The sequence below is a fragment of the Bradyrhizobium sp. USDA 4369 genome, assembly GCF_054056435.1.
In genome coordinates this window covers 1,354,287-1,378,965 of the sequence record NZ_JBSRYH010000001.1, presented here as the reverse complement: position 1 = coordinate 1,378,965, position 24,679 = coordinate 1,354,287, and the positions used below count along the sequence as shown (strand labels likewise).

Below are 24,679 nucleotides of genomic sequence, written 5' to 3'. Positions count from 1 at the left end.
CCTGTCGAGCCGGCTGAGCGCGCAGCTCAGCAAGCCCCATCGGTGGAAAGGAGTGCCGGGATCGTCACCACAATGATCTTGGCGTCGAGGACCATCGACCAATTGTGCGCGTAATAGGCGTCGCAGGCGACCCGCTTTTCGTAGCTCGTCGTGCTGCGGCCGCTCACCTGCCACAGCCCAGTGATGCCCGGACGGCAGGACAGATAGGCGCCGACCGAAGTCGAGTAACGTTCCAGCTCTTCTTCGGTCACCGGCCGCGGTCCCACAATGCTCATTTCACCCCTGAGCACGTTGAACAATTGCGGCAGCTCGTCGAGGCTCGACTTGCGCAGGATGGCGCCAATCGCCGTCACGCGCGGGTCGTTCTGCAGCTTGCGCGTTGCCGCCCATTCGGCGGCAGCAGCAGGATCGGAGGCAAGAAGGGCCTGCAGACGCTCAGCGGCGTCCGGCACCATGGTCCGAAACTTCAAGCACTCGAATTTACGTCCGTTGAATCCAACCCGCTTGTGACGGAAGAGCGCCGGGCCGGGAGAAGACAACACGACCGCGACGTAGCAAATCACAAGCAGCGGCGCCAAAAGAATGATGCCGCCGAGCGCCAGAACAATATCGACAAGACGTTTGGGCAGTACTCCGACGGGAGATGGAGAGCCTACGACTGCAGAATATCTTAAATCCGAACGCGTATCTGACAAACTGTTCATATGGGTACTCCGAAAAACAAAATATCGCAGGCCCTCGTTGAATAACTTTCGTTACTCTTCTTTTACGATTTTTTTATCAGATCGATCTGCGCTGCACAATTTGGCTGAACCATTATCGGGTGGCAACCTTCCGTTAAGCTAAAATGTTTAAGATAATGAATTTCTTAACGTAAGATGATTTGCTCCGCGTCGTTGAGCAAGCAGCTGCTGCAAAATCGGAACCGCAGTGGTGTATGGGCAACACAGAACAACCCGCTCTCTCATCGCGACGCACGCACGCCGGTCTGCCAGCGAGCTTATACCTTTGTCGTCCGAGCGATGAGAAAGGTTAAAATTTAACTATGTACGTCGCGTGACCCGAGGCAGATCCCGAAAACCGGGACCGTTGCTCCGTAGATTCACTGGAGTTTTCGGCGCTGTCTGCAAAGCGGATCGAGATTGGCGCGAGCCGAGCCGAGCAGGCGGGGAGGGGATCCGTGCTCTCGCTGGCTGCAGCGGCGAGCGAGGCGTAACGAACGGCCGCGGTGGTTCGATCAACAGCATTGATCGTTCGGTTACCTGCGAGTAGCTCGCGTTCTCAGCTGCCGATCTGGCGTCGTCAGGCTGGCCGGTCCGGTTTGAAGGGCGGGGAGCGTCGATGGCCACGACAACCTTTGGTCCGCGCGTTCAAGATTCAGCCTGACCCGATTGGCGCGGCATCCTTGCTGGGCCGCATGAGGACTGCAGCCGGCTGCGCCAAGGGGGAGCAGATCTCCGCAGCTACGCCCCGACGTTCGAATGGAGACCGCCGCGAGGACGGTGAGGCTTGGCCGGTCAGGAGCGACGGAGCGATTCGACCGCCTTCGCAAAGGACGATTGCGCGCGCGAATCCAGCTGGTCGATGCGGGATTTCAGCAGCGCCTGAGCCTGGCTCGGTGCGCTCACATAGGCCTTGGCAACCACATCGACAAAGCCCCGGCGGACCAGCGTTCCGAACTCGTCGAGGATCTCCGCCTTCACCCCGTCAGGAGCCCGCGTGATCACTGGGGACGCAAGGATGGTGCGCCGTACCGCAATCCAGGCCTCGTTCGGACCGGTCTGGTAGGATTGCGCCAGCAGCGCGAACGCGCTGTCATCCAGATGGCCATGGCCGAGCGCCAGGCCGAAGGCGACCAGCCACGCAAATGAATCGCGCGGTGCGCAGCTCAATGTCAGCCGGGTGCGCTCTTCCATCGCCGCCATGCGCTGGTCGAATTCCTTGACCGCTCCCGCGCGCAGCGCGGCGTCGAGCAGGGGGATTTCCAGCAGCAGCAAGGTGTGCTGAGCGTGGCTGTCGCAGGCGCTGACGGGGTTCGCCTGTGCCAGCTCAAGCGCGCGGTTGGCTGCACCGGGGGTGAAGGTCTCGAAACGAAGCAGCCGTGCTTCGACCGCGACAAAGTCGTCGGAGATGGCCGAGTCCTTGGCCGAGAGACCACCCCAGGCCAATCCAGACAACCCCGCCAGCAGAAACACGACGTTCAGGGCACCACGTGCGGACGCGTGCATCGAGACCATCACGGACCTTAGACCGTCTCGCTGGCCGGCTTTTCGTTCGTGTAGTAGTTGTAGTGCCGATCGGAATAGCCTTCGAACCGGCGCATGATGGCTTCGTTGGCCTTGTTCAGGACTGCGCCCAGCAGACGCTCCGCGACGACGGAGGACGCCGCGGCGGCCTTCACGATGTCGTCCGATGGCGTGCTGCCCCACTCGATGACCATGACGAAGGCGTCGAGAAGATGGGCTGCCGCCTTGACGTCGACCACGGGCAGAATTGGCGGCAGATCGATCAGGACATAATCGTAGTCGTTCCTGGCCGTCTTCAGCAGCTGCTTGAACTGGGGCGAGGTAAGAATGTCCGAGCTGTTCGAAGGCTTGATCCGGGTCGAGGCCGGGATGAAGTCGAACTTGTTCGTCATGTCGCTGATGATCAGCTCGCGCAGCGTGGATTTGCCCGCGACCAGGTCGAGCAGGCCCGGTCCGTCCTCATATCCCAGCGTTGCCGTCATCGACGGATTGCGAAGGTCGCCGTCGATCAGCAGGGTCTTGGCGCCGCTCTTGGCGACAAAGGCAGCAAATCCGGCCGCAACGGTCGTCTTGCCTTCGCCCGGCAAGGCCGACACGATACCGATCACCTTGCCGCCGGCAGGGTTGAGGTCGATCGCGACCTTGATATAGCGCAGCGCTTCGGCTGTTGCCGAATAGGGGGCCACTTCACTGATCTGCCGGAACGCGCCGGACTGCCGCGTGCCGCGCTTGGATCGCGACAGCTTCTTCTGGCTGAACGCCGGCAGAACTGCGAGGCAATTGGTCCGCAGCAGGCTTTCGACCTGGGCCCGCGTATAGATCTGCCGGTTCATCTGCTCGCGAGCCACCGCGGCCATGACGCCCAATCCGAGCCCGCACAGCATCGCCAGCGCGATGGTGAGCGCGGCCTTCGGCGAGGAGGGTGTATTGGGCGTCGTGGCGAAGGTCACCAGCCGTGCTTCCGTCGACGGGAATGACTGCTGCTGCACCGATTGCGTGAACCGCGACAGGAAATTCTCATAGATGCCGCGATAGGTATTTGCGGCGGTCTCGAGCTCGCGAAGGCGGACTTGCGACTGCCGCGTCGAGGACGATTGCTGGAACACCTCCAGTATTCGCTTGTCGATGGCTTCTTCCTGGCTCTTGGCGATCTGAAGCTCGCTCTTGTAGCTCTCCGCGATGCGCGAGACCTCGTCCCAGATGGCGCGCTGCAGACCCGCCATCTCGGCACGCAGGTTGCGGGCCGCCTGATGCTCCGAGCCGTAACGGGCGCTCCATTCCGCTTCCTTGTTCTTGTCGTCCAGGAATTGCTGGCGGAGCTTGGTGATGACCGGGCTGCTGAGCGCGTCGGTCACGACCGGATCCGGAATGTTGAAGCTTTCCTTGTTGGGGTCGGGACGCTGCTCCAGCACGCGTTCGATTCGATCGAGCTTGGCCTTGGCCTGGCTGGTGTCGGCGCGCGCCTTGGCCAGCGATCCGCTCAACTGATCCAGCTCAATGTCGCTGGCGAGTTTGCCGTCGACGCCGATGATGATGCTGTTCTTGGACTTGAAATCCTGGACCTCGCGGAACGCGTCGCTGGCCTGCTTCTTCAGCTCGCCGATGCGCTGCTCGAGCCACACGCTCGCGCGATGGGTCGCCTCGAACTTGGCCTGGATCTGGTCTTCGATATAGGCGTCTGCGAAGGCATTGGCGATCTTCGCCGCCTTGGCGGGATCCAGCGACGTATAGGCGATCTGCTCGATATAGCTGCGGCCGAGGCGCGTGATCCGCAGATTGGCCTTGACGGTGGCGATCGCGCGCTGCTGCAGCTCCTCCTTCGTCGGCTCGCTTGTCGGGCCGGACGGCAGTCCCGCCAGACCGAACAGCCGCTGTTTCAGGCTTTCGCCGGCGCCGATGAATTCAGGATCTTCCGTCAGGCGAAGGTTGCGAATGACGGCCGAGACGACCTGCTCCGACTTGGTGGTCTCGATCTCGCTCTCGACTGCGGCATCATCGATCGATCGATTTTCCGTCTCGAGCGAGGATTGATTCCAGGTCACCCGCTTGGTGTCGATGATCATGTCCGCCTGGGCGGTGTAGCGCTTCGGCGCCACCGCGAGGTAGGCAACGCCCACACCGATCGCGAGCAAGGTGACGAGAAAGATCAGCCGCCATTGGCGACTGAGAAAGTCCCGAATATCGAGGAGCGATAGGGATCCAGAAGAGGAGGTGTTGCTGCCGCTGGCAAGAGTGTCCGAATAGCGCGAAAACGGCCCGACTACGTTCATCTACAATCCTCGACTGGCTCAGTCGCTGGTCTGGGATATCAGCGCTTCGCGCTCACGGGAGATGCTGCAGTCGAGGAGGTCGAGTTCGTGCCGCTGATCGCGCGAATGATGGTGCCGACAGATGTGATCTGCGCGATCGCAGTGCTGCCACCGCCGCCGGGCTGGGTCGTGCGTCCGCGCGCAGTGCCGGGAGTGACGATCACGACGCTTCCCACCGAAGCTGTCGCCGATGCAGCCGCCGCTTCGACCGCGGCGGTGGACAGGTCGCCAGCAACCGCAGCGAACGAAGCCTGGAACGCGCTGTCCTCGAAGCTCGCCACAGCCTGCTGGATCAGCAAGGCGGCTTCCTGGTCCACGTTGGAGCAGGCGATGGCACCTTGCGCCATGCCGGCCGCAATCGCGGAGCGGAAGCGCGGCGTCGTATCGCGGGCAATTTGAATGATGTCGGCGGCGAGCTTCGCGTCGGTGCCGACGAGATCTCTGACCAGGTTTTCGACCGTCCGCGTATCGGTGTCAGGAGCAACGATCGCCTTTGGATCTGCCTTGAACTGCGCGATCGCCTCGGGTGACAGCGGCGGATTGACGCAAGTCCCTGCCCAGGCCTGACCCGCAAGAAAAACGAGAGCGGGAGCGCAAAGCACTTTCAATAACCCATTGATAGCCATGGATACGCTCTCCAACTACTTGTTTGCATTTGAAAAAAAGCTCGTTCCAATCTATAGCAGTCAGACCGGTAGATCAACCTGGATCGGCGGCTATGGTTGATTCCACCGGCAGGCAGGGAGGCGCGAGGACACGGATCGATGACGCGGTGGGGCTCGCGACCGAGCCGATCTAGGTATTAATGTACCAAATTTGCCGCCTGCTCGAAACGGATCCTTAGGGCTTACAAACCGTCCTGGCGATGCCACAGCCGCAAAATTAACCCGCTCCTGCAAGCTAGAGCAAGGCCTTCTGCCGCGACGAGTTGAACCGTGCCGTATCCCCTTCCTGCTGCCGAGCAGCTCACCGTTCTCGGCCGACGTCCTCAGATCCCGCCAGGAATGAGGGTCTACGCCTTTGGCGACATTCACGGGCGGCTCGATCTGCTGGAGTCGCTGCTGGCGCAGGTCGAGCGCGATCTGGCGGCCCGGCCGGTCGAACGGCCGCTGTTCATCTTTCTCGGGGATTACATCGACCGCGGGCCGGCCTCCCGGAAGACCATCGACCGCCTGGCCCAGCTCAGCCGGTCGCAGGAATGCATCTTCCTGAAAGGAAACCATGAGGCCCTCGCCATCCGTGGTCTGACCGATCGGGCGGCGTTCGATCGTTGGATGAGGCTGGGCGGCTTTGAGACCCTGGTCTCCTACGGCGTGACGCCGGGATTTCTCAGCGCCGGACCGTCTCGTCCGGTCCCCGAGATCCAGGCCACGTTCCATGCCGCACTTGCGACAGAGCACATGCAGTTCTTTCGCAACCTGCAGGCGAGTTTTGTCCTGGGCGACTTCTTCTTCGTTCATGCCGGTGTCCGGCCCGGCGTCGAGTTGTCGCAGCAGGCTGAGGAGGATCTGTTGTGGATCCGGAGCGAATTCCTGGACGCGCCGAATGATTTCGGCAAGGTCGTCGTGCACGGCCATACCCCGACAAAGGCGGTCGAGGTGACGACCAACCGCGTCAATATCGACACCGGCGCGTTTGCCACGGGACGGCTGAGCTGCCTTGTGGTCGAAGGGGCGGCGCTCTCGGTGATCGATACGGCGACCTCAACCGCCTGAGGGATGTCGCGGGGTCAGCCGGTCGTGCGCCGGTCCTGCCGTGGCGAGACGGTCGCCCGGGGCGCGAGACGCGCGCCGAGAAGCCCGTCAATATGGGCACGCATGTTCTGGAAAAATTGTTTGCGGCCGAATTGGGCCGCATGCGCCGCGATGATCGCGGGGGCGAGGGCAAGACCGTTCAGTCGCTCGACGGCCGAGATGATCGAGGCCACGGACTGCTCCGGGAAGAACACGCCGGAGAGGCCGTCGGCCACGGTCTCCGTCGCGCCGCCGCGACCATAGGCAATCACCGGTCGACCGCTTGCCATTGCCTCGACCGGCACCATGCCGAAATCCTCCTCGCCGGGAAAGATCAACGCGCGACAGCGCGCATAATGGTCCTTCAGGACGGAGAAGGGTTGCGAGCCGAGCACCGTGATGGTGGGCCCCGCCAGGCGACGCACCTCCTGGAGCATTTCGCCGCCGCCGATCACAACGAGCTTGAGCTTCATCTCGTTGAAGGCGCGGATCGCGAGATCGGGACGCTTGTAGGCGACCAGCTCTCCGGCCATGAGGTAGAAATCGCCGATCTCAGCGGCCGGCAGCGGCGAAAAGGCTTCGGTGTCGACAGGCGGATGAATGACGTGCGAGTCCGCCCCGTAATAGCGGCGGATTCGTCCGGCGACAGTCGTGGAGTTCGCGACGAAGCTGTCGACGCGCGCCGCCGACGAGACGTCCCACATCCGAAGATAGTGCGACAACGGCGGCATCAGCAGCCGCGTGAGGGCTCCAGCGCCGTCGCGATATTCGTGATACATGTTCCAGATATAGCGCATCGGCGTGTGGCAATAGCAGACGTGAAGCGCTCCCGGAGGAGGAATAATGCCCTTCGCCGGACCGGATTCGCTGCTGATGATCAGGTCGTATCCGCGCAGGTCGAGCTGCTCCAGCGCGAGCGGCATCAAGGGAAGATAGTTCTTGTACATGCGCGCGGCGCGCGGAAGCGAGTTGATGAAAGAGGGCACGATCCGATGCGCCCGGATCTTCTCGGAAACCATGTCCGGCGCGTAGACGTGCGTGAAAATGTCGGCCTGCGGATACATGTCACACAGCGCCTCGATGACCTTCTCGCCACCGCGCATCCCGACGAGCCAATAATGGATGATCGCAACTCGCATCAGATATCCCTGATCATGAGTGAGAACCCACGGAAAGCGCCGCTTCTAGCACGGCGCGGCGCAGGGAGGTCACGAAATTGCAGATGACATTAATGAGTCAGGCCGCATCAATGCGCCACGTTCGCGTCGCTCGCGCGGCGCGCCCGCTGCGAGGCCCAGATGAGCGTCCGAGAGAGACGCCTGCGGTAACCTTACCCAAGTGCCAACGCTCGAGCTCGCCTTGCCAGCACTCAACTGTCCGGATATCAACATCGATATCTGCTCGGCATCGGGCGGTCCCTGCGACAGGTGTTCCTCAGGCTGCGCGAAGGCGATCTCCGATCGTTCCGCTCGAGCAGGGGACTTGAACTCTGACAGAGGCTTCGGGTGAACTCGGCAACACGCGATGAGAATGCATCCGATGCGTCCGTCTCGGCGGCGGGCCGGGGTCAGCGGCCATATCGTTCGGAGTTGCCCGGTTCGCGACGACTTTCCATCGCTGTCGGCATCGCCACCGCAGGGCGACCCACGATCGTCGGCCGCACCATCGCATTGCTGACCCAACAGACGCGCCTCCCCGACATGCTGATCGCGTGTCCGGCATCGCCGGCCGATCTTCCGTCGGACGCCATGCAGAGCCTGCCATTCGAATCGCTGGTTCTCTCCGGCAAGCGCGGACTGACCGCGCAACGCAATCGGATCCTCGAGCGGAGCGGCGCCGCGGACATCATTGTCTTCTTCGACGATGATTTCTTTCCGCGGGCCGATTACCTCGAGCAGCTCGAAGCCATCTTCCTGCAGCATCCGGATGTCGTCGCCGTCACCGGCCGTCCGATCCGCGACGGCGCGAACGGTCCGGGAGTCGACGTCGATACGGCGCTCGAACTTCTCTCCCAGAGCCGGCCGAACGCGGCGCCTGCAGCGCTGTCGGAGACGTTCGGGACCTATGGCTGCAACATGGCGTTTCGGATGCAGCCGATCCGCCTGCGCTCGCTCACCTTCGACGAGACCCTGCCGCTCTATGGCTGGCAGGAGGACATTGATTTCTCCAGGCAGCTTGCCTGCGATGGCCGTATCGTGGACGCCAGCGTTCTCTCCGGTGTCCATCTGGGGACGAAAAGCGGGCGGACCTCAGGGGTTCGCGTCGGCTATTCCCAGATTGCCAATCCGCTCTATCTGATCCGCAAGGGCACGATGTCGGTCGATTTCGCGGCTCCCCTGATCTGGCGCAACGTGGCTGCCAACCTGGCCAAGAGTTTCTGGCCCGAGCCATGGGTTGACCGGAAAGGGCGCCTCAAGGGAAACTGCCTGGCGGTATGGGATCTGCTGCTTGGCCGGATGTCGCCCTTGCGTGTTCTCGAGCTCGAATAGGAACCTCGATGAAGCCCGCCGCAGCGGCCGGTTGCGGCTCTCTCGGGAAAGAGCGAGCCGATGATCATCGCGCAATGAGCCTGATGAGGCCCGTGGACGTGTCACGATGACAATTGAACCGATTGGCGCAATCACGCTTCTGCTTGGACTGCTCGGCCTGTTCGTCGAAGAAAGCTTCATTGTCTATGTCTTCTTCGGCACGACGCTGCTCGGGGCTGCCGGCGCGATCATCCTGGATTCGCTGGGCGGCACGACGATTCAGCCGGCGCATCTGCTGCTCGGATTCGTGATGATCAAGCTTCTTGGAAACCGGGAGGTGCGCTCCGGCATGCGGCATGCGGTGGTGTTCGGCACCCCCGGCTTCTGGTTCCTCCTCACGGCCATCTACGCCACTTTGACCGCTTACCTCATGCCGCGGCTGTTCTATGGCGAGACCTTCACCTTCGTTGTTCGCGCCCAGGGTGAGAACCACGCCGTGCCGCTGGCTCCGACGACATCGAATCTGACGCAATCGATCTATTTCATCGGCAATTGCGCATGCTTCCTGATCCTGGCGGGCTATGGCAGCTCCGAAAAGGGCCGCAACACCCTGGCGCGGGCCGGGCTGCTGTGCGTCGTGCTCAATCTGGCCTTTGCCGTGATCGACCTCGTAACCTATGCGACGAACACCGGCGACCTGATGGCGTTCATCCGCAACTCGACCTATTCGATGCTGAGCGATCGCGAGCTGGCTGGTTTCAAGCGGATCGTCGGCTCGTTCGTCGAGGCCTCGAGCTTCGGATATGCCACGCTGGGATATTTCGCCTTCACCTCGACGCTGTGGCTGCGCGGCGTTGCGCCGAAAATGACGCTGCTGCTGAGCTCATTGTCGCTGCTGGCGCTGCTGTTCTCGACCTCGACCACCGCCTATGTCGGGCTCGCGATCTATGTGTTCGTGGAGTTCGGGCTGCTGGCCTTTAAGCTCTTGCTGAAGCCGTCGCGCCCGCAAGTCATCTTCGTCATCTTCGGCCTGCCCTTCATTCTGGCCTTGATCGTGGTCATGATCTGTCTGAATGACCCCGTATACGCCTATGTCACCGATCTGCTGGACACTCTCGTCTTGAACAAGATGTCAACGTCTTCGGGCGTCGAACGGTCGAATTGGAACAGTCAGGCGATTCAAAACTTTTTGGATACTTATGGGTTTGGCGTCGGCAATGGCAGCGTTCGCGCCTCCAGCTTTCTCGTCGCCGCCATTTCCAGCCTGGGTGTCCTCGGTGCGACATGTTACGCGCTTTTCCTGCTGTCCATCTGGTTTCAGGCGCGGGAACCTGAGCCGGAGCACATCACGCATATCCAGAGCGCTGCCCGTTCGGCTTGTCTGGCGTGGTTGATCGCGGCGTCCACGTCGGGTGGCTTCATCGACCTTGGCCTGTCGTTTTCGGCCTTTGCTGCGCTTGGTTCGGTCAAGCTGCTATCGTCCAGAAGCAGCTCGGCGGCGCTGGAGGGGCTCTCCGCAACGGAGTGCGCGCCTCCGCTGGCGCGATGAGCGGTGTCGGTCGCGCGCAGGAGCAATGTCCGGAGCAGCGGACGCGATCGACATGCGGTACGTTCGACCCGTCGCGTGAACCCGCATGGAGTCTGGAATGACGAATCCATTTGGCCTCGCTCCGACTGCAGACGTCGACCACCAGCGACGCGCTGATCGCCGTCTCTCTTCAACTGCTTGCGGGACACTCGTCCGATGGGCGGGGGGCGTGGTGCTGTGCGCGCTGCTGGCGGGTGGCTTCTCGGAGCGGGGTGTGGCTCAGGAGCGCTCTTCGGCCGTCGCGGATCGACGGGACGATCTGAGCCCGTGGGGCGTGGCATCCGGCGCGGAATGGTTCAACGCCTATCCGCAATTCATGCCGATGCTCAGACGTGCCGGCGTGGGCTGGCTGCGGGGGTTTTATGAATGGCAGATCATCCAGCCGGCCCCCGGACGCTGGAACTTTACGCTTCCAGACGCTCTGGTCCGGACCGCCCGCGCGAATGATGTTCATCTCGTCGGCGTGCTGGCTTATCTGGCACCCTGGGCGTCCGCCGATGGCGGGACACGACAATTCCCGATTAAGGACATCCGTTTCTGGCGGGATTATGTGGACGGCCTGGTCACCCGGTATCATGCCGATATCAAATATTGGGAGATCTGGAACGAGTTCAACGGCAGCTTCGCTCCTGGCGGTACGCCGGCGCAATATGCAGAACTCGTTCGTGAAGCTGCCATCGCAGCAAAGAAGATCGACCCGAACGCCAAGATCGGCATGAGCGTCGCCAGCTTCGACGTCAACTTTCTCGACGCGGCGATCAAGTCCGGCGCGGCTGGTCATTTCGATTTTGTCTGCGTTCATCCTTACGAGTATCTCGGCGAACTTGCTGCGGGAGGTGAGCCCGCCTTTCTGAGCATGACCACATCGCTGCGCAACATGCTCAAGGCGAATAATCAGTCCGAGCGGCTTCCATTGTGGATCACCGAGATCGGGTCGTCGGCGCCGACCATGCCGGATCAGGCCGCGGACGACACGCAAGCCGTTCTGCTGACCAAGGCCTATCTTCTCTCGATCGCCGCCGGCTTCGAGCGCGTGTTCTGGTTCGAGGCGCGCGGGCCATCCTACGGCAAGGGGACTGACTATGGTCTCATCCGCGAAAACATGTCGCCGCGCCCATCGCTGACGTCGCTCAAGACCTTGACCGATCTGCTGGGGCAGGAGCCCAAGGCTGCCGGGTGGCTGAATCTGGGCGACGGAATCTATGGCTTCATGTTCGACGGAGCGAAGGGCGCGGTACTCGCCACGTGGGCGGCTCCAAGACACGACAACAGGATCACCTTTGATAGCGAGGTTCTGATCACGGAGCCGAGCGGCGCAAGCACAACGGTCGGGGCAGGGACACCGGTTTCGATTTCATCGAAGCCGGTCTTGCTGACCGGCCTGTCGCCGAGCCTGATCGAGATCGCTCGCAAGAATCGCGATGCGCCGTATCCCTGGGCTGCCAGCGCGGCAGGTAAGGTCGCCGTGGCCAGACTGGGCGATGACAGTCAAGCGGGCGCGCTGAGCCAGATCCGGCGAGATACGACGGTGGCCGAGCAGGGCGCGCGCCGGATGAATTTCGCGAGGGCCGACAAAGAGGGGCACTACGCCTATTTTCGCGTCGATCCGGCATTCCTGGGGCTCGGTGCGAAGCAGGTTGAGATCACCGCGGTGGTTCGGCGCGCAAAGCCGGGTGAGATCGCCGGAATGAGCGTTGACTATGAATCGACGCGCGGCTACGTCGGCGCCGATTATCGGACTATACCGGATGGCGATCAGTGGACCGAGCTGAATTGGCGCCTGTCTGATGCGAAGTTCGCGGGCGCATGGGGGTGGAATTTTCGCCTCAATGCGATCGCATCGCCGAACGAGCTCCTGATCAGAGAGGTTCGGGTGAAGAAGCTTGATTAACGCGTTCTTGACGTTGCGCCGGGGTCCTTCAGGCCCCGTCGCCTGCAGCTTTGGATCGCAATTGGCCCGCCCCTCATCAGGCCGAGATGAGGCAGAGGGCCCGACCTTCTGTTTCCAGATTTTTCTGATCTCAACATATTCGCGCCGGTGAAGCGGAGCTCCGCTGCAGGTGTAAGGCGCAAAAGGCATGGAGGGCTGGTATGATCGGGTTCAAGGGTTTCAAGGACGTGCGGCGGCTGCTGTGCATCGGCGCCCATTCGGACGACATCGAAATCGGGGCCGGAGGCACGGTACTGCGGATCATGCGCGAGAATCCCGACGTCGCTGTCACCTGGTGTGTCCTGTCAGGCAATGAGGCGCGGCAGCAGGAAGCCCGGCTCGCCGCCGAATCCTTGCTGGGCCCGGACAAGAAGCTCTCGCTGCTGTTGAGGGAATTTTCCGATGCCTACTTCCCGGAGCAGCGCCGCAGCATCAAGGAGTTCTTCGAGCAGTTCTTGAAGCCGTCCGATCCGGATCTCATTTTGACCCATGCGCGCCACGACGCTCATCAGGATCATCGCCTGGTCAACGAGCTGACCTGGAACACGTTCCGGTCGCATCAGATCTGGGAGTACGAAATACCGAAATGGGATGGCGATCTCGGTCAGCCGAACCTCTATGTTCCAGTGGAGCCTGACGATGTCACCCGGAAGTTGAATGCGCTCCGCGTGTTCACCAGCCAGAGAAGCAAGCACTGGTTCGACGAGGAGACGTTTCGCTCGATCCTCAGGCTTCGCGGCCTGGAGAGCAACAGCCGCTATGCCGAGGCCTTTGCGGCCCGGAAGTTCGTGGTGGGTTAACGCGGCCGTCGTGCAGATCTGGCAGATTTCACCAGACCTGATCGATGGAAGCTTGTTTTGCGGATTTGAGACCGACGATGCGCGGCCGACGATTGTTCATTAATGGAAAATATCTCGGCGCCGGCCCCACCGGCGTGCACCGGGTTGCTGACGAGCTCATTGCTCAGCTCGAGAGCCGGCGCGACGAGCTTGCTGGACTGTTCCAGGAGCCCACCACCATCGTGGTGCCGAGGACCGTGTCGAAGTCCCGTCACCAGTTCGAGATGAAGCAAGCGGGTTTCCTCACTGGCCAGCTGTGGGAGCAGCTCGACCTCCCGAGGGTCGCGCGGTCGGGGCTGCTGCTCAGCCTGTGCAATCTCGCGCCGATGATCAGCACGTCCGCCGTCACGATGATCCATGATGCCCAGACCTTCTCGACGCCGGAATCCTATTCGAGCGCGTTTGCCCGATGGTATCGCTACGTCCTGCCGACCATCGGCAGGAGACATCGCAAGATACTCGCCGTCTCCCACTTCACCGCGAAGCAGCTGGTCGACTTCGGGGTGACGACGGCCGATCGGATCGCGGTGGTTCCTAACGGGGTCGATCATGTCCTGCGGGTTCCGTCCGAGCCCGGCATCTTCGATCAGCTCCAGCTTGGCGAGACGAAATTCGTCGTCGCGTTGGCCAATACGCAGCGGCACAAGAATGTCGGTCTGTTGCTGAAGGCGTTCGCAGATGAACGTCTGAAGCCGGTGAGATTGGTCCTTGTCGGCAGCGAGGGGGCCGAGGGATTCTCAGCACTCGGCCACGTCGTTCCCGACAATGTCCGGTTTGCCGGCAGGGTCCGCGACGGCGAGCTCCGCGCGCTGTTGGAGCGGGCCGTCTGCGTGGCCTTTCCCTCGACCACCGAAGGCTTTGGCCTTCCGCCATTGGAAGGAATGCTGCTTGGCTGTCCCGCGGTCGTGGCGCCCTGTGGGGCTTTGCCGGAAGTGTGCGGCGACTCTGCGATCTACGCGTCGGCTGATGATCCGCGAGAATGGGTCGAGGCGATCTCGTCGCTGGCCAACGATCCACTATGCTGGAACCGCTATTCCCGGAACGGGCGCGAGAGGGCGAACATATTCACCTGGCGCGCGGCCGGGGACAGGCTGATGGATGTGCTGAGGTCCGTCCAGGGGAACCCGGATCTAGGATTGGTTGCGGGGGAGGTTAAGTGATAATCAGACTGCGGCGCTGACGATTGCTTGTTTCAGGCGCTGGACATGATCACGTCGTGCAAGACATTTAGGTGAATATTTTGGAAGTCGTTTTCGGCCTCGCGCCGTGTCATTATTTGGAAAGTGGAAGTCATGGCTAGCTTTGAGGTTATCGCGATGGCGCTGGCGCCACAGCGATATCTCTCCAAATTTTCAGACTATTATTTGCGTCTTGGTGCAAGTCGGGTTCGCATCTTCTTCGATGGCTCTCTGCAGGAAAGCTCTCCGCCATCCGGTGTCGAACTCGTCGAGTGCGACGACGAGTTCTGGCGCGCGGCCGAGGTGCCGCGTCCGGCCGCGGTCGAGGACCGTCAGCGGCTCGTCTATAATCGCGCTTATGCGAGCGCGCGCTCGGATTGGGTTCTGATCGTCGATATCGACGAGTTCGTGTTCGGAGACGGATCGCTGTCCGCGGTCCTCGATCAGGCCAGCGGGCAGTATGAGGTCGTTCGCTTTGGTTCGGCGGAGGCCGTGTTTATCGACGGAGATCGGATTTCCAGCGATTATGGCGCGAAAGCCTTCAGGAGGCCGTGCAATCGCTACCTTGCCGCGATCCTGCCGCATCTGATCTATCCCGGGCTGGGGCATCTCTTCATTCGCGGCTTGCTCGGCCACTCTCGGGGAAAGCAGGCTGTTCGCGCCGGTATCCCCGGCCTCACTCTCGACATTCACGACGCAACGGCCGAGAGCACGGTGCTCAGAGAATATGCGGCGTCCGAAGGGCCGTCGCCGCTCTATCTGGCCCATTTTGATGCAATCAGCTACGTGCAGTGGCGTCAGAAATGGGAGCGGCGTATGGCGGCTCAGGACGTCAAGGAGATGGGGCGGAAGAGGGAGAGGCAGCTCGACCTGTATGAGAAGCAGGCCCGCCACGGAACGGAAGAATCGCTGTTCCGGCGGCTTTATTGCCTGAACGACCTGCAGTTCAACGTCCTGCGCGCCCTCGGATTGCTGGTGGTCGATCGCGCCGTATTCTAGCTTGTGACGTCGTTCCGGCTGCAGTACAGCAGGCCACCGGCCTGAAGTGCCGACAGGCGTGAACGTCAAGCGCGCCGCATTGCATCCTTTGCATCTCGGCCCAATCGCAAGCGCTAGGTCGGTCGACATACGATGAGCTCCGAAAAGACTGAGGCCGTAGCGAGGAAGATCGGCCGGCAGACGGCTGCAGGTGCGGTGGTGCTGGTCGCGCTGCGGTTGGCGACCCGGTCCATCGATCTCGTATCGCTCGTCGTGCTCGGTCGATTGTTGTCGCCGGCGGATTTCGGTCTCGTCGCCATCGCGATGTCGGTGATGATGGTGTTCGAGGCCGTGATGGAGCTGCCGGTGTTCTTCGCGCTGGTTGCGATCAAGAACCGCACCCGGGCCCATTACGACACGGCCTTCACGCTGCTGACGATCAAGGGCGCGCTGCTCAGCACCATGCTGCTGCTGGTGGCCTGGCCCGTCGCCTACGTCTACAATGATGAGCGCCTGATCTGGCTGATCCTCTCGCTGGGGCTTGCTCCCGTGTCGCGCGGGCTGGGCAGCCCGCGCATGATCGATCATTCGGCGAACTTCAATTTCTGGCCGAACTTCGTCATGGAGACGTCGGGCAAGCTCATCGGTTTTGTCCTCGCCGTCAGCCTGGCGTGGTCGACCAGGAGCTATTGGGCGCTGCCGGCGGGGACCATTGCCGTCCCGATCACGGCCTCGGCTATTTCCTACCTGTTCGCGCCCTACCGGCCGCGTTTCGCTCTTTCCGAATGGCGGGCGTTCGGCAGCTTCCTGGGATGGACCTCGGTGACCCAGGCGGTCGCCGCCACCAACTGGCAGATGGATCAACTGATCCTCGGTCACTGGGTCGATCGGTTCGAACTGGGTCGATTCGCGATGGCTTCGAACCTTGCGAGCATCCCTTGGCAGATCTTCATCGTGCAGGTGATCAGTCCGCTGCTCGTGGCCTTTTCCCAGGTGAGGGTGAATGCGGCGCGGCTGCGGGGGGCCTATCGGAAGAGCGTCGTGACCATCGTCACCGTGGGTCTTCCCATCATGGTCGGGATGTCGCTGACCGCAGGCCCGGTCGTTCAGTTGATTCTCGGCGATCAATGGTCTGAAGCGAGCGCGATGCTGCGATGGCTCGCTTTGGTCGCCGTTCCCTCGCTGTTCGTCGCGCCGCTCTCGCCGCTGTCGATGGCGCTCAACCAGACGCGCGTGCTGCTGTGGCTGGCGGTCGCCGAACTGGCTCTGAAGCTGCCGCTCACGCTTCTGGGCGTCTACTACGACGGCATTCTGGGCGTTCTCCTCGTTCGACTGACGGTCAGTACCGCGGTGGCGATATGCTCGATGGTGGCTGCGCGCGATCTGATCAAGCTGCCGGTCATGGACCAGTTGCTCTCCTCATGGCGCGCGGTGCTGGGCGCGGCCGCCATGGCGGTGGCGGTCGTGCCGCTTCAGCTCTGGCTCGGCGCAGCCGGGACCACCGTCGCCAAGGTGACCTATCTGGCCGTGACGATCGGCACCGGCGGGTGCGTCTATGTCGGGAGCGTATTCCTGTTGTGGCGGCTATCCGGAAGGCCGGAGGGCATCGAGGCTGACGCGATCGGCGCGGCAGGTGCTATGCTGCGCAAGCTCCGTCGTTCGGCTCCGGCCTAGCAGGCGGCTGACTCAGCCGACCTGGCCGGCCTCTCGGACAGACTGCAGCTGATGGGGCCTCAGCTGAACTTCCTGAACACCGGCTTGACCGGGCGTCCCACGAGATAATGATCGATCCCATCATCGAGTGCGCTCCGATACACTTTGAGCGATTCGGCGATCGCCTCGATAGTCCGGTCGATGTCTGCGTCGGTGTGAGAGAAGCTGACGACGAGCGATGGGGTAATGATCCCGCGCTTGATCATCTCCTGGAGGAAGAGCGTCCTGAACGGCTGCGATGGCTGCTTGGCTGTGTCGCGGGTCGCAAAAACCATGTTGCTGGCGCGGCCTAGCAGCTCGAAATGATCGCCGATGCCGAGCTCTTTGATCACCGGATTGACGCCGGCGCGCAGCCGTTCGCCTTGCCTGTGCAGATGCTCGATCACATGATCGTTGCGGTAGACCTGCATGGTGGCGATCGCCGCCGCCAGCGCGTGATTCTCGGCGCCATGGGTCGTCGATAGCAGGAACACGCGCTCCCGATCGTCGCGGAGTCCGCCGAGCTCCATCAGCTCGCGCTTGCCCGCCAGAGCCGAGACCGAGAAACCGTTGCCGATGCCCTTGCCGAAGGTCGACAGATCAGGGGTGATTCCATATTCCTTCTGGGCGCCGCCGACATTCCAGCGGAAGCCCGTGATCATCTCGTCGAGGATGAACACGGCGCCTTCCTTTCGGCACAGCGCCTGGACCGCGTGGAGAAAACCGGGCTGCGGCTCGACCGCTGTCGCCGCTTCCATGATCACGCAGGCGATCTCGCCGGGATGCTGCGCGAACAGCGATCGCAGGCTTTCGATGTCGTTGTAGCGGAACTGCAATGTCAGGTCCTGCACGACCTTCGGAATGCCGGCCGACATTGGCGTATTGCCGATGAACCAGTCATCGGTCGAGAAGAACGGCTGGTCGCCGCAGCGCGCGATCAGGTCGCGGCCGGTATAGGCGCGCGCCAGCCGTACCGCGGCGGTGGTCGCGTCGGAGCCGTTCTTGGCGAACTTGACCATGTCGGCGCCCTCGATCAAGCCGAGGAATTCTTCCGCGCAGGTGAGTTCAATTGTCGCAGGGCGGGTATAGTTCTCGCCGAGCAGCATCTGCCGGTGCGCGGCTTCGACGACGGGCTTGTAGGCGTGGCCCAGCGTGACGGCCCGCAGTCCCATGCCATACTCGATGAACTCGTTGCCATCGATATCCCAGACGTGGCACCCCTCGCCCCGGGTCAAGAAGCTCGGAGCAAGCACCGGATATTGATCATCGCCCTTCGCGTACGTATGGGCCCCGCCGGGAATGAGCGAATGAGCCTTGGACCTCATCGCGAGAGACCGTTCAAAGGCGGTCGCATCAAGCTGTTTGTGGCGCGAGTTCACGCAAATGACTCTGCTCTGTAATGTGTTCTGCTTTGAAATCGAACGTCAGCGCTGACTGAGCGTAGCTGCTGGCTCCTCGTAAACCTAGACCAGAATCCTGCGCGTACCAAGCCCAAATAGACGGTTCGCGGTTGTAACGTTAAAATGGTCGGCGGGAGCGCAGTGTGGTATTCCTCATTGCGGCGTCTGACGCAGTTGCCTAGACGAATGATATCGCAAGTCTTTTCAAACAGGCTGACGCAGCCATCTCGCGCGTGCCTCAATTTGCCGACCGGAGCGGCGCCGGGGTCCGTCATCGCATCGTGGTAAGCTCGACGATAACAGACGCGATCGATAATCGAGATGGTTCGTCCGGCCTGCGCGCGGCGGGTCTCCGCCATCATCAGGGGTGAATGTGGTGAAAATTCTGATTACGGGAAATCTGGGCTATGTCGGTCCTGCGGTCATCAAGTACCTGCGCCAGCAGCGCCCGGATGCGACGCTGCACGGCTTCGACAATGCCTATTTCGCCCACTGCCTGACCGGCGCGCCGCGTTTACCGGAGCGTTGCCTCGACGAACAATTCTACGGCGACGTCCGCAATGTCGGCCTGGATCTGCGCAGCTATGATGCGGTCGTTCAGCTGGCGGCCATCTCGAACGATCCGATGGGCAATCAGTTCGAGGCGGTGACGTTCGACATCAATCAGGGCAGCACGGTGTCGATCGCCAAGGCGGCAGCTGCTGCCGGCGTGAAGAATTTCGTGTTCGCGTCGAGTTGCAGCGTCTATGGCGTCGCTGAAGGTGCGCCGCGCAAGGAGAGCGATCCGCTCAACCCGATCACTGCCTATGCTAAATCCAAGATCGGAGCGGAGCAGGAATTGGCGTCGATCGACACCGATATGGTGGTGACGAGCCTTCGCTTCGCCACGGCCTGCGGCATGTCGGACCGGCTGCGCCTCGATCTCGTTCTGAACGATTTCGTGGCCTGCGCCCTCAGCCAAGGCAAGATCAGCGTGTTGTCCGATGGGACGCCATGGCGGCCATTGATCGACGTCGCCGACATGGCGCGTGCGATCGATTGGGCCATCGACAGGGGGGCTCAGACCGGCGGCCGGTATCTCGCCGTCAATGTCGGCTCTGACGACCGGAATTATCAGGTCAAGGAGCTCGCGCATGCGGTCGCACAGAGCGTGCCGGGAACGGACGTGTCGATCAACACCTCAGCTCCGGTCGACAGCCGCTCCTACAAGGTCGATTTCGGGCTTTATCGCTCGCTCGCGCCGCGTCATCAGCCCGTCGTCACGCTTGAGCAATCGATCCAGAACCTGATCGCCGGGCTTCGGGCGATGCGCTTCAATGACGCCAATTTCAGGACGTCCGGCCTGATGCGTCTCAGGATCCTGCAGGACCACATCGACAATCAGCGCCTCAACCGCACGCTCGAATGGACCTGACGCCCAGCGCGATGTGTGGCGGGCGCCGAGGATGCTCGACCTCCGATTCAGCATAATCGCAGCAGGCGAGTGCGGACCGTGTTCGCCTGCGATATTAAGAGTGTATTCATCGAGACCGATGACGGCAACGAGCGGGCCGCGGCATCGGTACCCTGATCTGAGTGCGAGCACCACTGCTGTGGTTGGATGATGGCACGCGCGGATGATCGACCGGGCGCGTGAGATTTGAGTGAGGATGTAATGACGACGTTGAGCCTATCGACCGGGCGGGACATTGCCCCCAAGTGTCGGCACTGCGGCACCGAGCTCTCGCTGAAGCTGATCGATCTGGGCATGTCCCCGGTTGCCAACGATTACGTCGACCCGGAAAATTACAACAGGGCTGAGCCGTTCTACCCGCTCGAAGCGTTCGTGTGCCGCGAGTGCCGCCTGGTGCAGACCCGCGACCTGCTGGCAGCGTCCGATATTTTCCGCGAGGACTACGCCTATTTCTCCTCGCATTCGACGTCGTGGCTCGAGCACGCGCGGTCCTATGTCGATGCGATGGCCGCTCGCTTCGGACTCGGCGCCGGCTCACGTCATGTCGAGATTGCCTCCAATGACGGCTATCTGCTGCAATACTCGCTGAAGAGGCAACTGAGCTGTCTCGGCATCGAGCCCTGCGCCAGCGTCGCGCTTGAGGCGCGGGAAAAGGGAATCGATTCCCGGATCGAATTCTTCGGCCGTGATCTCGCCCGTCGCCTCGTTGACGAAGGCTGGTCCGCCGACCTGCTCACGGCCAACAATGTCCTGGCGCACGTGCCCGACATCAACGACTTCGTCGGCGGCGCGAAGATCCTGCTCGCGCCGGAAGGCGTCGGAACCTTCGAGGTGCAGCACCTCCTCACCCTGATGCAGCGGCATCAGTTCGACACCATCTATCACGAGCACTTCTCGTATCTGTCGCTCATTGCCGGGCAGCGGATCTTCGCCGCGGCCGGCTTGCGCGTGTTCGATGTCGAGTTGCTCGAGACGCATGGCGGTTCGATCCGCTTCTTCGTCTGTCATCAGGACGCGCAGCACCCTGAGAGCCCGCGCGTTGCCGAGGTGCTTGCAAAGGAGCGGGCCTATGGTCTCGATAGCGATGCCATCTACACGGCCTGGAACGAGGCGGTGAAGGAGACCAAGCGCAGCCTGCTGGAACTTCTGATCTCGTTGAAACGGGCCGGCAAGACCATTGCCGGCTATGGCGCGCCGGCCAAAGGTGTCACACTGTTGAATTTCTGCGGCGTGGCGAGGGATTTCATCGACTTCACCGTCGATCGCGCCCCTTCGAAGCAGGGACGGTATCTTCCGGGCGTCCGCATTCCGATCCTTGCGCCGGACGCGATTTTCGAAGCCAAGCCGGATTATGTTCTGGTCCTGCCGTGGAACCTCAAGCACGAGATCCAGGCGCAGATGGCCGGCATCCGGGAATGGGGCGGGCGTTTCATCATACCGGTTCCCAAAGCGACCATCGAGTAGTGCCGAATCCATTTGGCCTGACCAGCGCGAAGAGTTTAGATCGGTTCTGAAGAGGATCGCGTGCAGTGAAGTTCATTCCCATTGGCAACTCGGGAGCTCAATTGATCGAGCTGATGCCGCATGGCGACCGTCGCGGGACGTTCACGCGTACCTGGTGCGCGTCGACCTTCGCGGATCACGGCATCGAATTCACGCCAGTGCAAGGCAACAGCTCCCTGACGCGCAAGCGCGGAACGGTGCGCGGCATGCATTTCCAGCGCGCTCCGAAAGCCGACGCCAAGCTCGTTCGATGCACGTCGGGTTGTATCCACGATGTCATCGTGGACATTCGTGAGGGCTCGCCCACCCGTGGCGAAGTCTACGCTTATGAATTGTCGCCGTCATCCGGGCGAATGCTCTACATCCCCGCGGGCTTTGCTCATGGCTTCCAGACCTTGGCCGACGATTCCGTGGTCGAGTATTTGATGGGGATCGAATATGTGGCGGAACTGTCCGATGGCTTCCGTCACGATGACCCGAGCTTCCGGATCGCGTGGCCCGAGGCAGTGTCCGAAATGTCGGACAAGGACGCCGCGTGGCCGGACTTCGCTGGGCGCGACACATGATGCTGGTCGACCAATCACGCGATGATGCTTCGGCTGCCAGCAGTAAGCCACCGCTTGATCTTTATGGCCTGGTCGAACAACTGTATCCGCTTAATCGGAGCCTGACCGGCGACGGCGTCCGCCAGACGCTGGCGATCGTCGCAAAGCACCTCGATCTGCAGATCCGAGAGGTGGAGACGGGCACCGCCGTTCTCGATTGGCATGTGCCGAAGGAATGGAACATCCGCGGCGCGCACATCGCGACCATGGATGGCCGCCGTCTGGTCGATTTCGCCGATAGCAATCTCCATGTGATGGGATACAGCAAGCCGGTCCGAGGCGTGTTCACGCGCGCCGAACTCGCAACTCACGTTCACACGCTGCCTGACCAGCCCGATCTCATTCCCTATCGCACCGGCTATTACGCCGATGATTGGGGCTTCTGCATCCCGCACCACCTCTGGCAGTCGATGACCGATGAGACCTATCGGGTCGAGATCGACAGCGATATTTCGCCGGGCGCGCTGACATATGGCGAATTCTACCTTCCGGGTGAGACCACCGACGAGGTTCTGTTCAGCTGCCATATCTGCCACCCGAGCCTGGCGAATGACAATCTTTCGGGCATCGCCGTGATGACCGCGCTGGCGCTGCGCCAGCAGGCCCGGCGCCGACGGCTGAGCTACCGGTTCTTGTTCCTGCCTGCGACGATCGGTGCGATTACTTGGCTCGCGCGCAACGAGCGTGATCTGGACAGGATCAAACACGGCCTGGTGTTGACCTGCGTCGGCGATCCCGGCCCGTTCCACTACAAGCAAAGCCGAAGTGGAGCGTCGATCGACCGCGCTGCAGCGCATGTGTTGCGGCATTCAGGAAATGGGTTCGAGGTTCTGCCGTTCAATCCATATGGCTACGACGAACGGCAGTTCTGCTCGCCGGGCTTCGATCTGCCCGTCGGTTGCCTGATGCGCGGCCTGCATGGCACGTTCCCGGAATATCACACGTCGGCCGACAATCTCGACTTTGTGCGGCCGGAAGCCCTCGAGCAGTCCTACGCCGTCGTTTCTGCGATATGCTCGGTGCTCGACGGCGACCGGATCTATCGTCGCGTCGACGGCCGTGGCGAACCGCAACTCGGCCGCCGCGGGCTTTACCGGATGATCGCCGGGCAGCGCGAGGCCGGGGGCGCCACGCAAATGGATTTATTGTGGTTCCTCAATCTCGCCGATGGCCGGCACAGTTTGCTTGATATGGCGGATCGCGCCAACATTCCGTTTTCTCGTATCGAGGCTGCCGCTCGGCTCGCGCTCGATGCATCGCTGGTGGAAGATGTGACCTAGTACGAGATCAAGTCTGGGTCACGACATCTGGGGCTATATCGGCTGGAATGCGAACGGCTCCCTGGTGACAGGAGGTCACTTCGTCTCCGTCGCGCTCTGTGACCTGAGGTCTGTTGATGAGTACCGAAGTGTTACTAAGGCAGTCAGGGGGAGCCGCCAGCAAGCCTGGAGGTGATCTCCAGACGGCGGAAGCCAAAATCCAGAGCCTGCAGCATTTGCGGGTTCTCGCCGCATCGGTGATCGTCCTCTATCACACCGAACTGCAGATCACCCGGCTCTCCGACGGCCATCACGCGCACTCGTTCGGCTTCGGCGCCGCCGGCACCGATCTGTTCTTCGTGATCGGCGGCTTCATCATGGTGTACACCCAGCGTGACAGGGTCGACACGTTCGGCGGCTTCATGTACCGGCGCCTGCTGCGCATCGCGCCGCTCTATTGGCTGTTCACCTTTCTGATGCTGCTGGTGCTGGTGGTGGCTCCGAGCCACTTGATGACCTCCGGGTTCGAGCCCTGGCACTTCCTGTTCTCGCTCGCCTTTGTTCCATATCCTCACCCCGTGCTGGGCGTCGATCGGCCGTTCCTGTTTCCCGGCTGGGTCCTCAATCATTTCGTGTTCTTCTATGTGATCTTTGGTGCGTTGCTGCCATTGCCGGTCAGGCGCCGTGTTCTCGCCGCCAGCGCCGTTCTCCTGGGCTTGATGACGTTGCGGCTGTTGGCCCCGGGCGAAGGCAGGCTGCTGGACTTCTATGGTGCGACGATCAACCTCGATTTCATCCTTGGAATGATCGTCGGCTGGCTGTTCATCGAACGACGCGTCTCGTTATCGACGATCGTCGTCGTGGGTGTCTTGGGCCTGTCGGTTTTCGCGGCCGGAGTGTTCGAAGATGTCTCGGGTGGCGACGACCGGGCGCTGTATTGGGGGGTGTCCAGCGCTGCCCTGCTGTTCGTATGCGTGTTCGTCGAGAAGCAATGGAACTGGCCGAAATGGCGTCTCGTGGCTGCGCTTGGCGAAACATCCTATTCGGTGTTCGTCTCTCACCTGTTCGCTCTCGCTCTCGTCACAAGCGCCTTGCGCGCCTTCCGGCTGTTCCCGATTTTGGGGGTTGGCGGTACGAGATTCGTATTCCTGGCAGCAGCGTGGATCGTCGCAATTGGGGTGTACTACGTGCTGGAGCGGCCGCTCTTGAACCGGCTGCGCCGCCGGTCACCCAAGCAGCCTAGGGAGACCGACAATCGCGTGGCCGTCGGGCCACCCGCCGAGATTCCGATCTCATCCGACGCGGCGTGATCTGCGTCGTTCACCACACGGCTATTGCCGCACGATCCGAGACGGCGGGGGCGCCACGATCTGACGAGACCCCCCCTTGATCACGATGCGTTTCCGCAGAAGCGCACCATGATCTTATCTCTTCGTTTGAGCATGATCTCCTCGGAGAACCAGTTTCCACTGGTCCCGGATCATACTCTGTTCTGCCG

The 24,679-nt window shown here is 61.8% G+C and carries 19 protein-coding genes; 13 read left to right on the top strand and 6 right to left on the bottom strand.

The window, feature by feature from the left end; all coding sequences use genetic code 11:
* Window positions 1-26 precede the first annotated feature (26 nt).
* The 4 genes from ACVIJ6_RS06320 to ACVIJ6_RS06305 form a co-directional block, all read right to left on the bottom strand.
* Window positions 27-704 carry a sugar transferase gene (locus ACVIJ6_RS06320; protein ID WP_456771971.1) on the bottom strand — a complete coding sequence of 226 codons (678 nt, stop codon included), beginning with the start codon at window positions 702-704 and terminating at the stop codon, window positions 27-29.
* Window positions 705-1,517: 813 nt separating this feature from the next.
* A complete protein-coding gene (locus tag ACVIJ6_RS06315) occupies window positions 1,518-2,228 on the bottom strand; it encodes a hypothetical protein (RefSeq protein ID WP_456771970.1) in 711 nt (236 codons plus the stop codon).
* 17 nt (window positions 2,229-2,245) lie between these two features.
* Entirely contained in the window at window positions 2,246-4,516 is a 2,271-nt protein-coding gene (locus ACVIJ6_RS06310) for a polysaccharide biosynthesis tyrosine autokinase (RefSeq protein WP_456771969.1), read from the bottom strand.
* Window positions 4,517-4,554: 38 nt separating this feature from the next.
* A complete protein-coding gene (locus ACVIJ6_RS06305) occupies window positions 4,555-5,181 on the bottom strand; it encodes a hypothetical protein (RefSeq protein ID WP_049795303.1) in 627 nt (208 codons plus the stop codon).
* Window positions 5,182-5,490: 309 nt separating this feature from the next.
* On the opposite strand from ACVIJ6_RS06305, the gene ACVIJ6_RS06300 reads away from it, so the two are divergent.
* A complete protein-coding gene (locus ACVIJ6_RS06300; RefSeq protein ID WP_456771968.1) occupies window positions 5,491-6,270 on the top strand; it encodes a metallophosphoesterase family protein in 780 nt (259 codons plus the stop codon).
* 14 nt (window positions 6,271-6,284) lie between these two features.
* Here ACVIJ6_RS06300 and ACVIJ6_RS06295 read toward each other — a convergent pair whose 3' ends face one another.
* Entirely contained in the window at window positions 6,285-7,427 is a 1,143-nt protein-coding gene (locus tag ACVIJ6_RS06295) for a glycosyltransferase (protein ID WP_456771967.1), read from the bottom strand.
* A 366-nt stretch (window positions 7,428-7,793) separates the two neighbouring features.
* On the opposite strand from ACVIJ6_RS06295, the gene ACVIJ6_RS06290 reads away from it, so the two are divergent.
* The 7 genes from ACVIJ6_RS06290 (at window position 7,794) to ACVIJ6_RS06260 (ending at window position 16,943) form a co-directional block, all read left to right on the top strand.
* Complete coding sequence (locus tag ACVIJ6_RS06290) at window positions 7,794-8,777, top strand: glycosyltransferase (protein WP_456771966.1); 984 nt, start codon at window positions 7,794-7,796, stop codon at window positions 8,775-8,777.
* A gap of 106 nt (window positions 8,778-8,883) precedes the next feature.
* Window positions 8,884-10,305 carry a hypothetical protein gene (locus tag ACVIJ6_RS06285; RefSeq protein ID WP_456771965.1) on the top strand — a complete coding sequence of 474 codons (1,422 nt, stop codon included), beginning with the start codon at window positions 8,884-8,886 and terminating at the stop codon, window positions 10,303-10,305.
* A gap of 97 nt (window positions 10,306-10,402) precedes the next feature.
* Window positions 10,403-12,235: a glycosyl hydrolase gene (locus tag ACVIJ6_RS06280; RefSeq protein ID WP_456771964.1), complete on the top strand. Its 1,833-nt coding sequence runs from the start codon at window positions 10,403-10,405 to the stop codon at window positions 12,233-12,235.
* A 200-nt stretch (window positions 12,236-12,435) separates the two neighbouring features.
* Window positions 12,436-13,074, top strand: a complete 639-nt coding sequence (locus ACVIJ6_RS06275) for a PIG-L deacetylase family protein (protein ID WP_456771963.1) — start codon at window positions 12,436-12,438, stop codon at window positions 13,072-13,074.
* 77 nt (window positions 13,075-13,151) lie between these two features.
* Window positions 13,152-14,273: a glycosyltransferase family 4 protein gene (locus tag ACVIJ6_RS06270; RefSeq protein ID WP_456771962.1), complete on the top strand. Its 1,122-nt coding sequence runs from the start codon at window positions 13,152-13,154 to the stop codon at window positions 14,271-14,273.
* Window positions 14,274-14,429: 156 nt separating this feature from the next.
* The gene (locus ACVIJ6_RS06265) at window positions 14,430-15,290 is read left to right on the top strand and encodes a glycosyltransferase family 2 protein (RefSeq protein WP_456771961.1); all 861 of its coding nucleotides are present in this window, start codon (window positions 14,430-14,432) and stop codon (window positions 15,288-15,290) included.
* A 132-nt stretch (window positions 15,291-15,422) separates the two neighbouring features.
* Window positions 15,423-16,943 (top strand): oligosaccharide flippase family protein, encoded by a 1,521-nt coding sequence (locus ACVIJ6_RS06260; RefSeq protein ID WP_456771960.1) that lies wholly within the window; start codon window positions 15,423-15,425, stop codon window positions 16,941-16,943.
* A 59-nt stretch (window positions 16,944-17,002) separates the two neighbouring features.
* Here ACVIJ6_RS06260 and ACVIJ6_RS06255 read toward each other — a convergent pair whose 3' ends face one another.
* The gene (locus ACVIJ6_RS06255) at window positions 17,003-18,340 is read right to left on the bottom strand and encodes a glutamate-1-semialdehyde 2,1-aminomutase (protein ID WP_456771959.1); all 1,338 of its coding nucleotides are present in this window, start codon (window positions 18,338-18,340) and stop codon (window positions 17,003-17,005) included.
* Window positions 18,341-18,737: 397 nt separating this feature from the next.
* On the opposite strand from ACVIJ6_RS06255, the gene ACVIJ6_RS06250 reads away from it, so the two are divergent.
* The 5 genes from ACVIJ6_RS06250 to ACVIJ6_RS06230 all read left to right on the top strand — a co-directional run bounded on the left by ACVIJ6_RS06250 (window position 18,738) and on the right by ACVIJ6_RS06230 (window position 24,491).
* Window positions 18,738-19,775 (top strand): NAD-dependent epimerase/dehydratase family protein, encoded by a 1,038-nt coding sequence (locus ACVIJ6_RS06250; RefSeq protein ID WP_456771958.1) that lies wholly within the window; start codon window positions 18,738-18,740, stop codon window positions 19,773-19,775.
* 240 nt (window positions 19,776-20,015) lie between these two features.
* Complete coding sequence (locus tag ACVIJ6_RS06245; protein ID WP_456771957.1) at window positions 20,016-21,278, top strand: methyltransferase domain-containing protein; 1,263 nt, start codon at window positions 20,016-20,018, stop codon at window positions 21,276-21,278.
* Between the two features lie 101 nt (window positions 21,279-21,379).
* Window positions 21,380-21,883, top strand: a complete 504-nt coding sequence (locus ACVIJ6_RS06240; RefSeq protein ID WP_456771956.1) for a dTDP-4-dehydrorhamnose 3,5-epimerase family protein — start codon at window positions 21,380-21,382, stop codon at window positions 21,881-21,883.
* On the top strand, window positions 21,880-23,202 hold the full coding sequence (locus ACVIJ6_RS06235) for a DUF4910 domain-containing protein (protein ID WP_456776912.1): 1,323 nt from the start codon (window positions 21,880-21,882) through the stop codon (window positions 23,200-23,202). Before ACVIJ6_RS06240 ends, ACVIJ6_RS06235 begins: the two co-directional genes overlap by 4 nt.
* Window positions 23,203-23,318: 116 nt before the next feature.
* Entirely contained in the window at window positions 23,319-24,491 is a 1,173-nt protein-coding gene (locus tag ACVIJ6_RS06230; RefSeq protein ID WP_456771955.1) for an acyltransferase family protein, read from the top strand.
* Window positions 24,492-24,679 lie beyond the last annotated feature (188 nt).

Coding starts and splice junctions, on each gene's coding strand:
- ACVIJ6_RS06245 (WP_456771957.1), top strand. CDS start 20,016: ATGACGACGTTGAGCCTATCGACCGGGCGGGACATTGCCCCCAAGTGT.
- ACVIJ6_RS06235 (WP_456776912.1), top strand. CDS start 21,880: ATGATGCTGGTCGACCAATCACGCGATGATGCTTCGGCTGCCAGCAGT.
- ACVIJ6_RS06265 (WP_456771961.1), top strand. CDS start 14,430: ATGGCGCTGGCGCCACAGCGATATCTCTCCAAATTTTCAGACTATTAT.
- ACVIJ6_RS06270 (WP_456771962.1), top strand. CDS start 13,152: ATGCGCGGCCGACGATTGTTCATTAATGGAAAATATCTCGGCGCCGGC.
- ACVIJ6_RS06260 (WP_456771960.1), top strand. CDS start 15,423: ATGAGCTCCGAAAAGACTGAGGCCGTAGCGAGGAAGATCGGCCGGCAG.
- ACVIJ6_RS06310 (WP_456771969.1), bottom strand. CDS start 4,516: ATGAACGTAGTCGGGCCGTTTTCGCGCTATTCGGACACTCTTGCCAGC.
- ACVIJ6_RS06275 (WP_456771963.1), top strand. CDS start 12,436: ATGATCGGGTTCAAGGGTTTCAAGGACGTGCGGCGGCTGCTGTGCATC.
- ACVIJ6_RS06305 (WP_049795303.1), bottom strand. CDS start 5,181: ATGGCTATCAATGGGTTATTGAAAGTGCTTTGCGCTCCCGCTCTCGTT.
- ACVIJ6_RS06295 (WP_456771967.1), bottom strand. CDS start 7,427: ATGCGAGTTGCGATCATCCATTATTGGCTCGTCGGGATGCGCGGTGGC.
- ACVIJ6_RS06315 (WP_456771970.1), bottom strand. CDS start 2,228: ATGCACGCGTCCGCACGTGGTGCCCTGAACGTCGTGTTTCTGCTGGCG.
- ACVIJ6_RS06280 (WP_456771964.1), top strand. CDS start 10,403: ATGACGAATCCATTTGGCCTCGCTCCGACTGCAGACGTCGACCACCAG.
- ACVIJ6_RS06230 (WP_456771955.1), top strand. CDS start 23,319: ATGAGTACCGAAGTGTTACTAAGGCAGTCAGGGGGAGCCGCCAGCAAG.
- ACVIJ6_RS06285 (WP_456771965.1), top strand. CDS start 8,884: ATGACAATTGAACCGATTGGCGCAATCACGCTTCTGCTTGGACTGCTC.
- ACVIJ6_RS06320 (WP_456771971.1), bottom strand. CDS start 704: ATGAACAGTTTGTCAGATACGCGTTCGGATTTAAGATATTCTGCAGTC.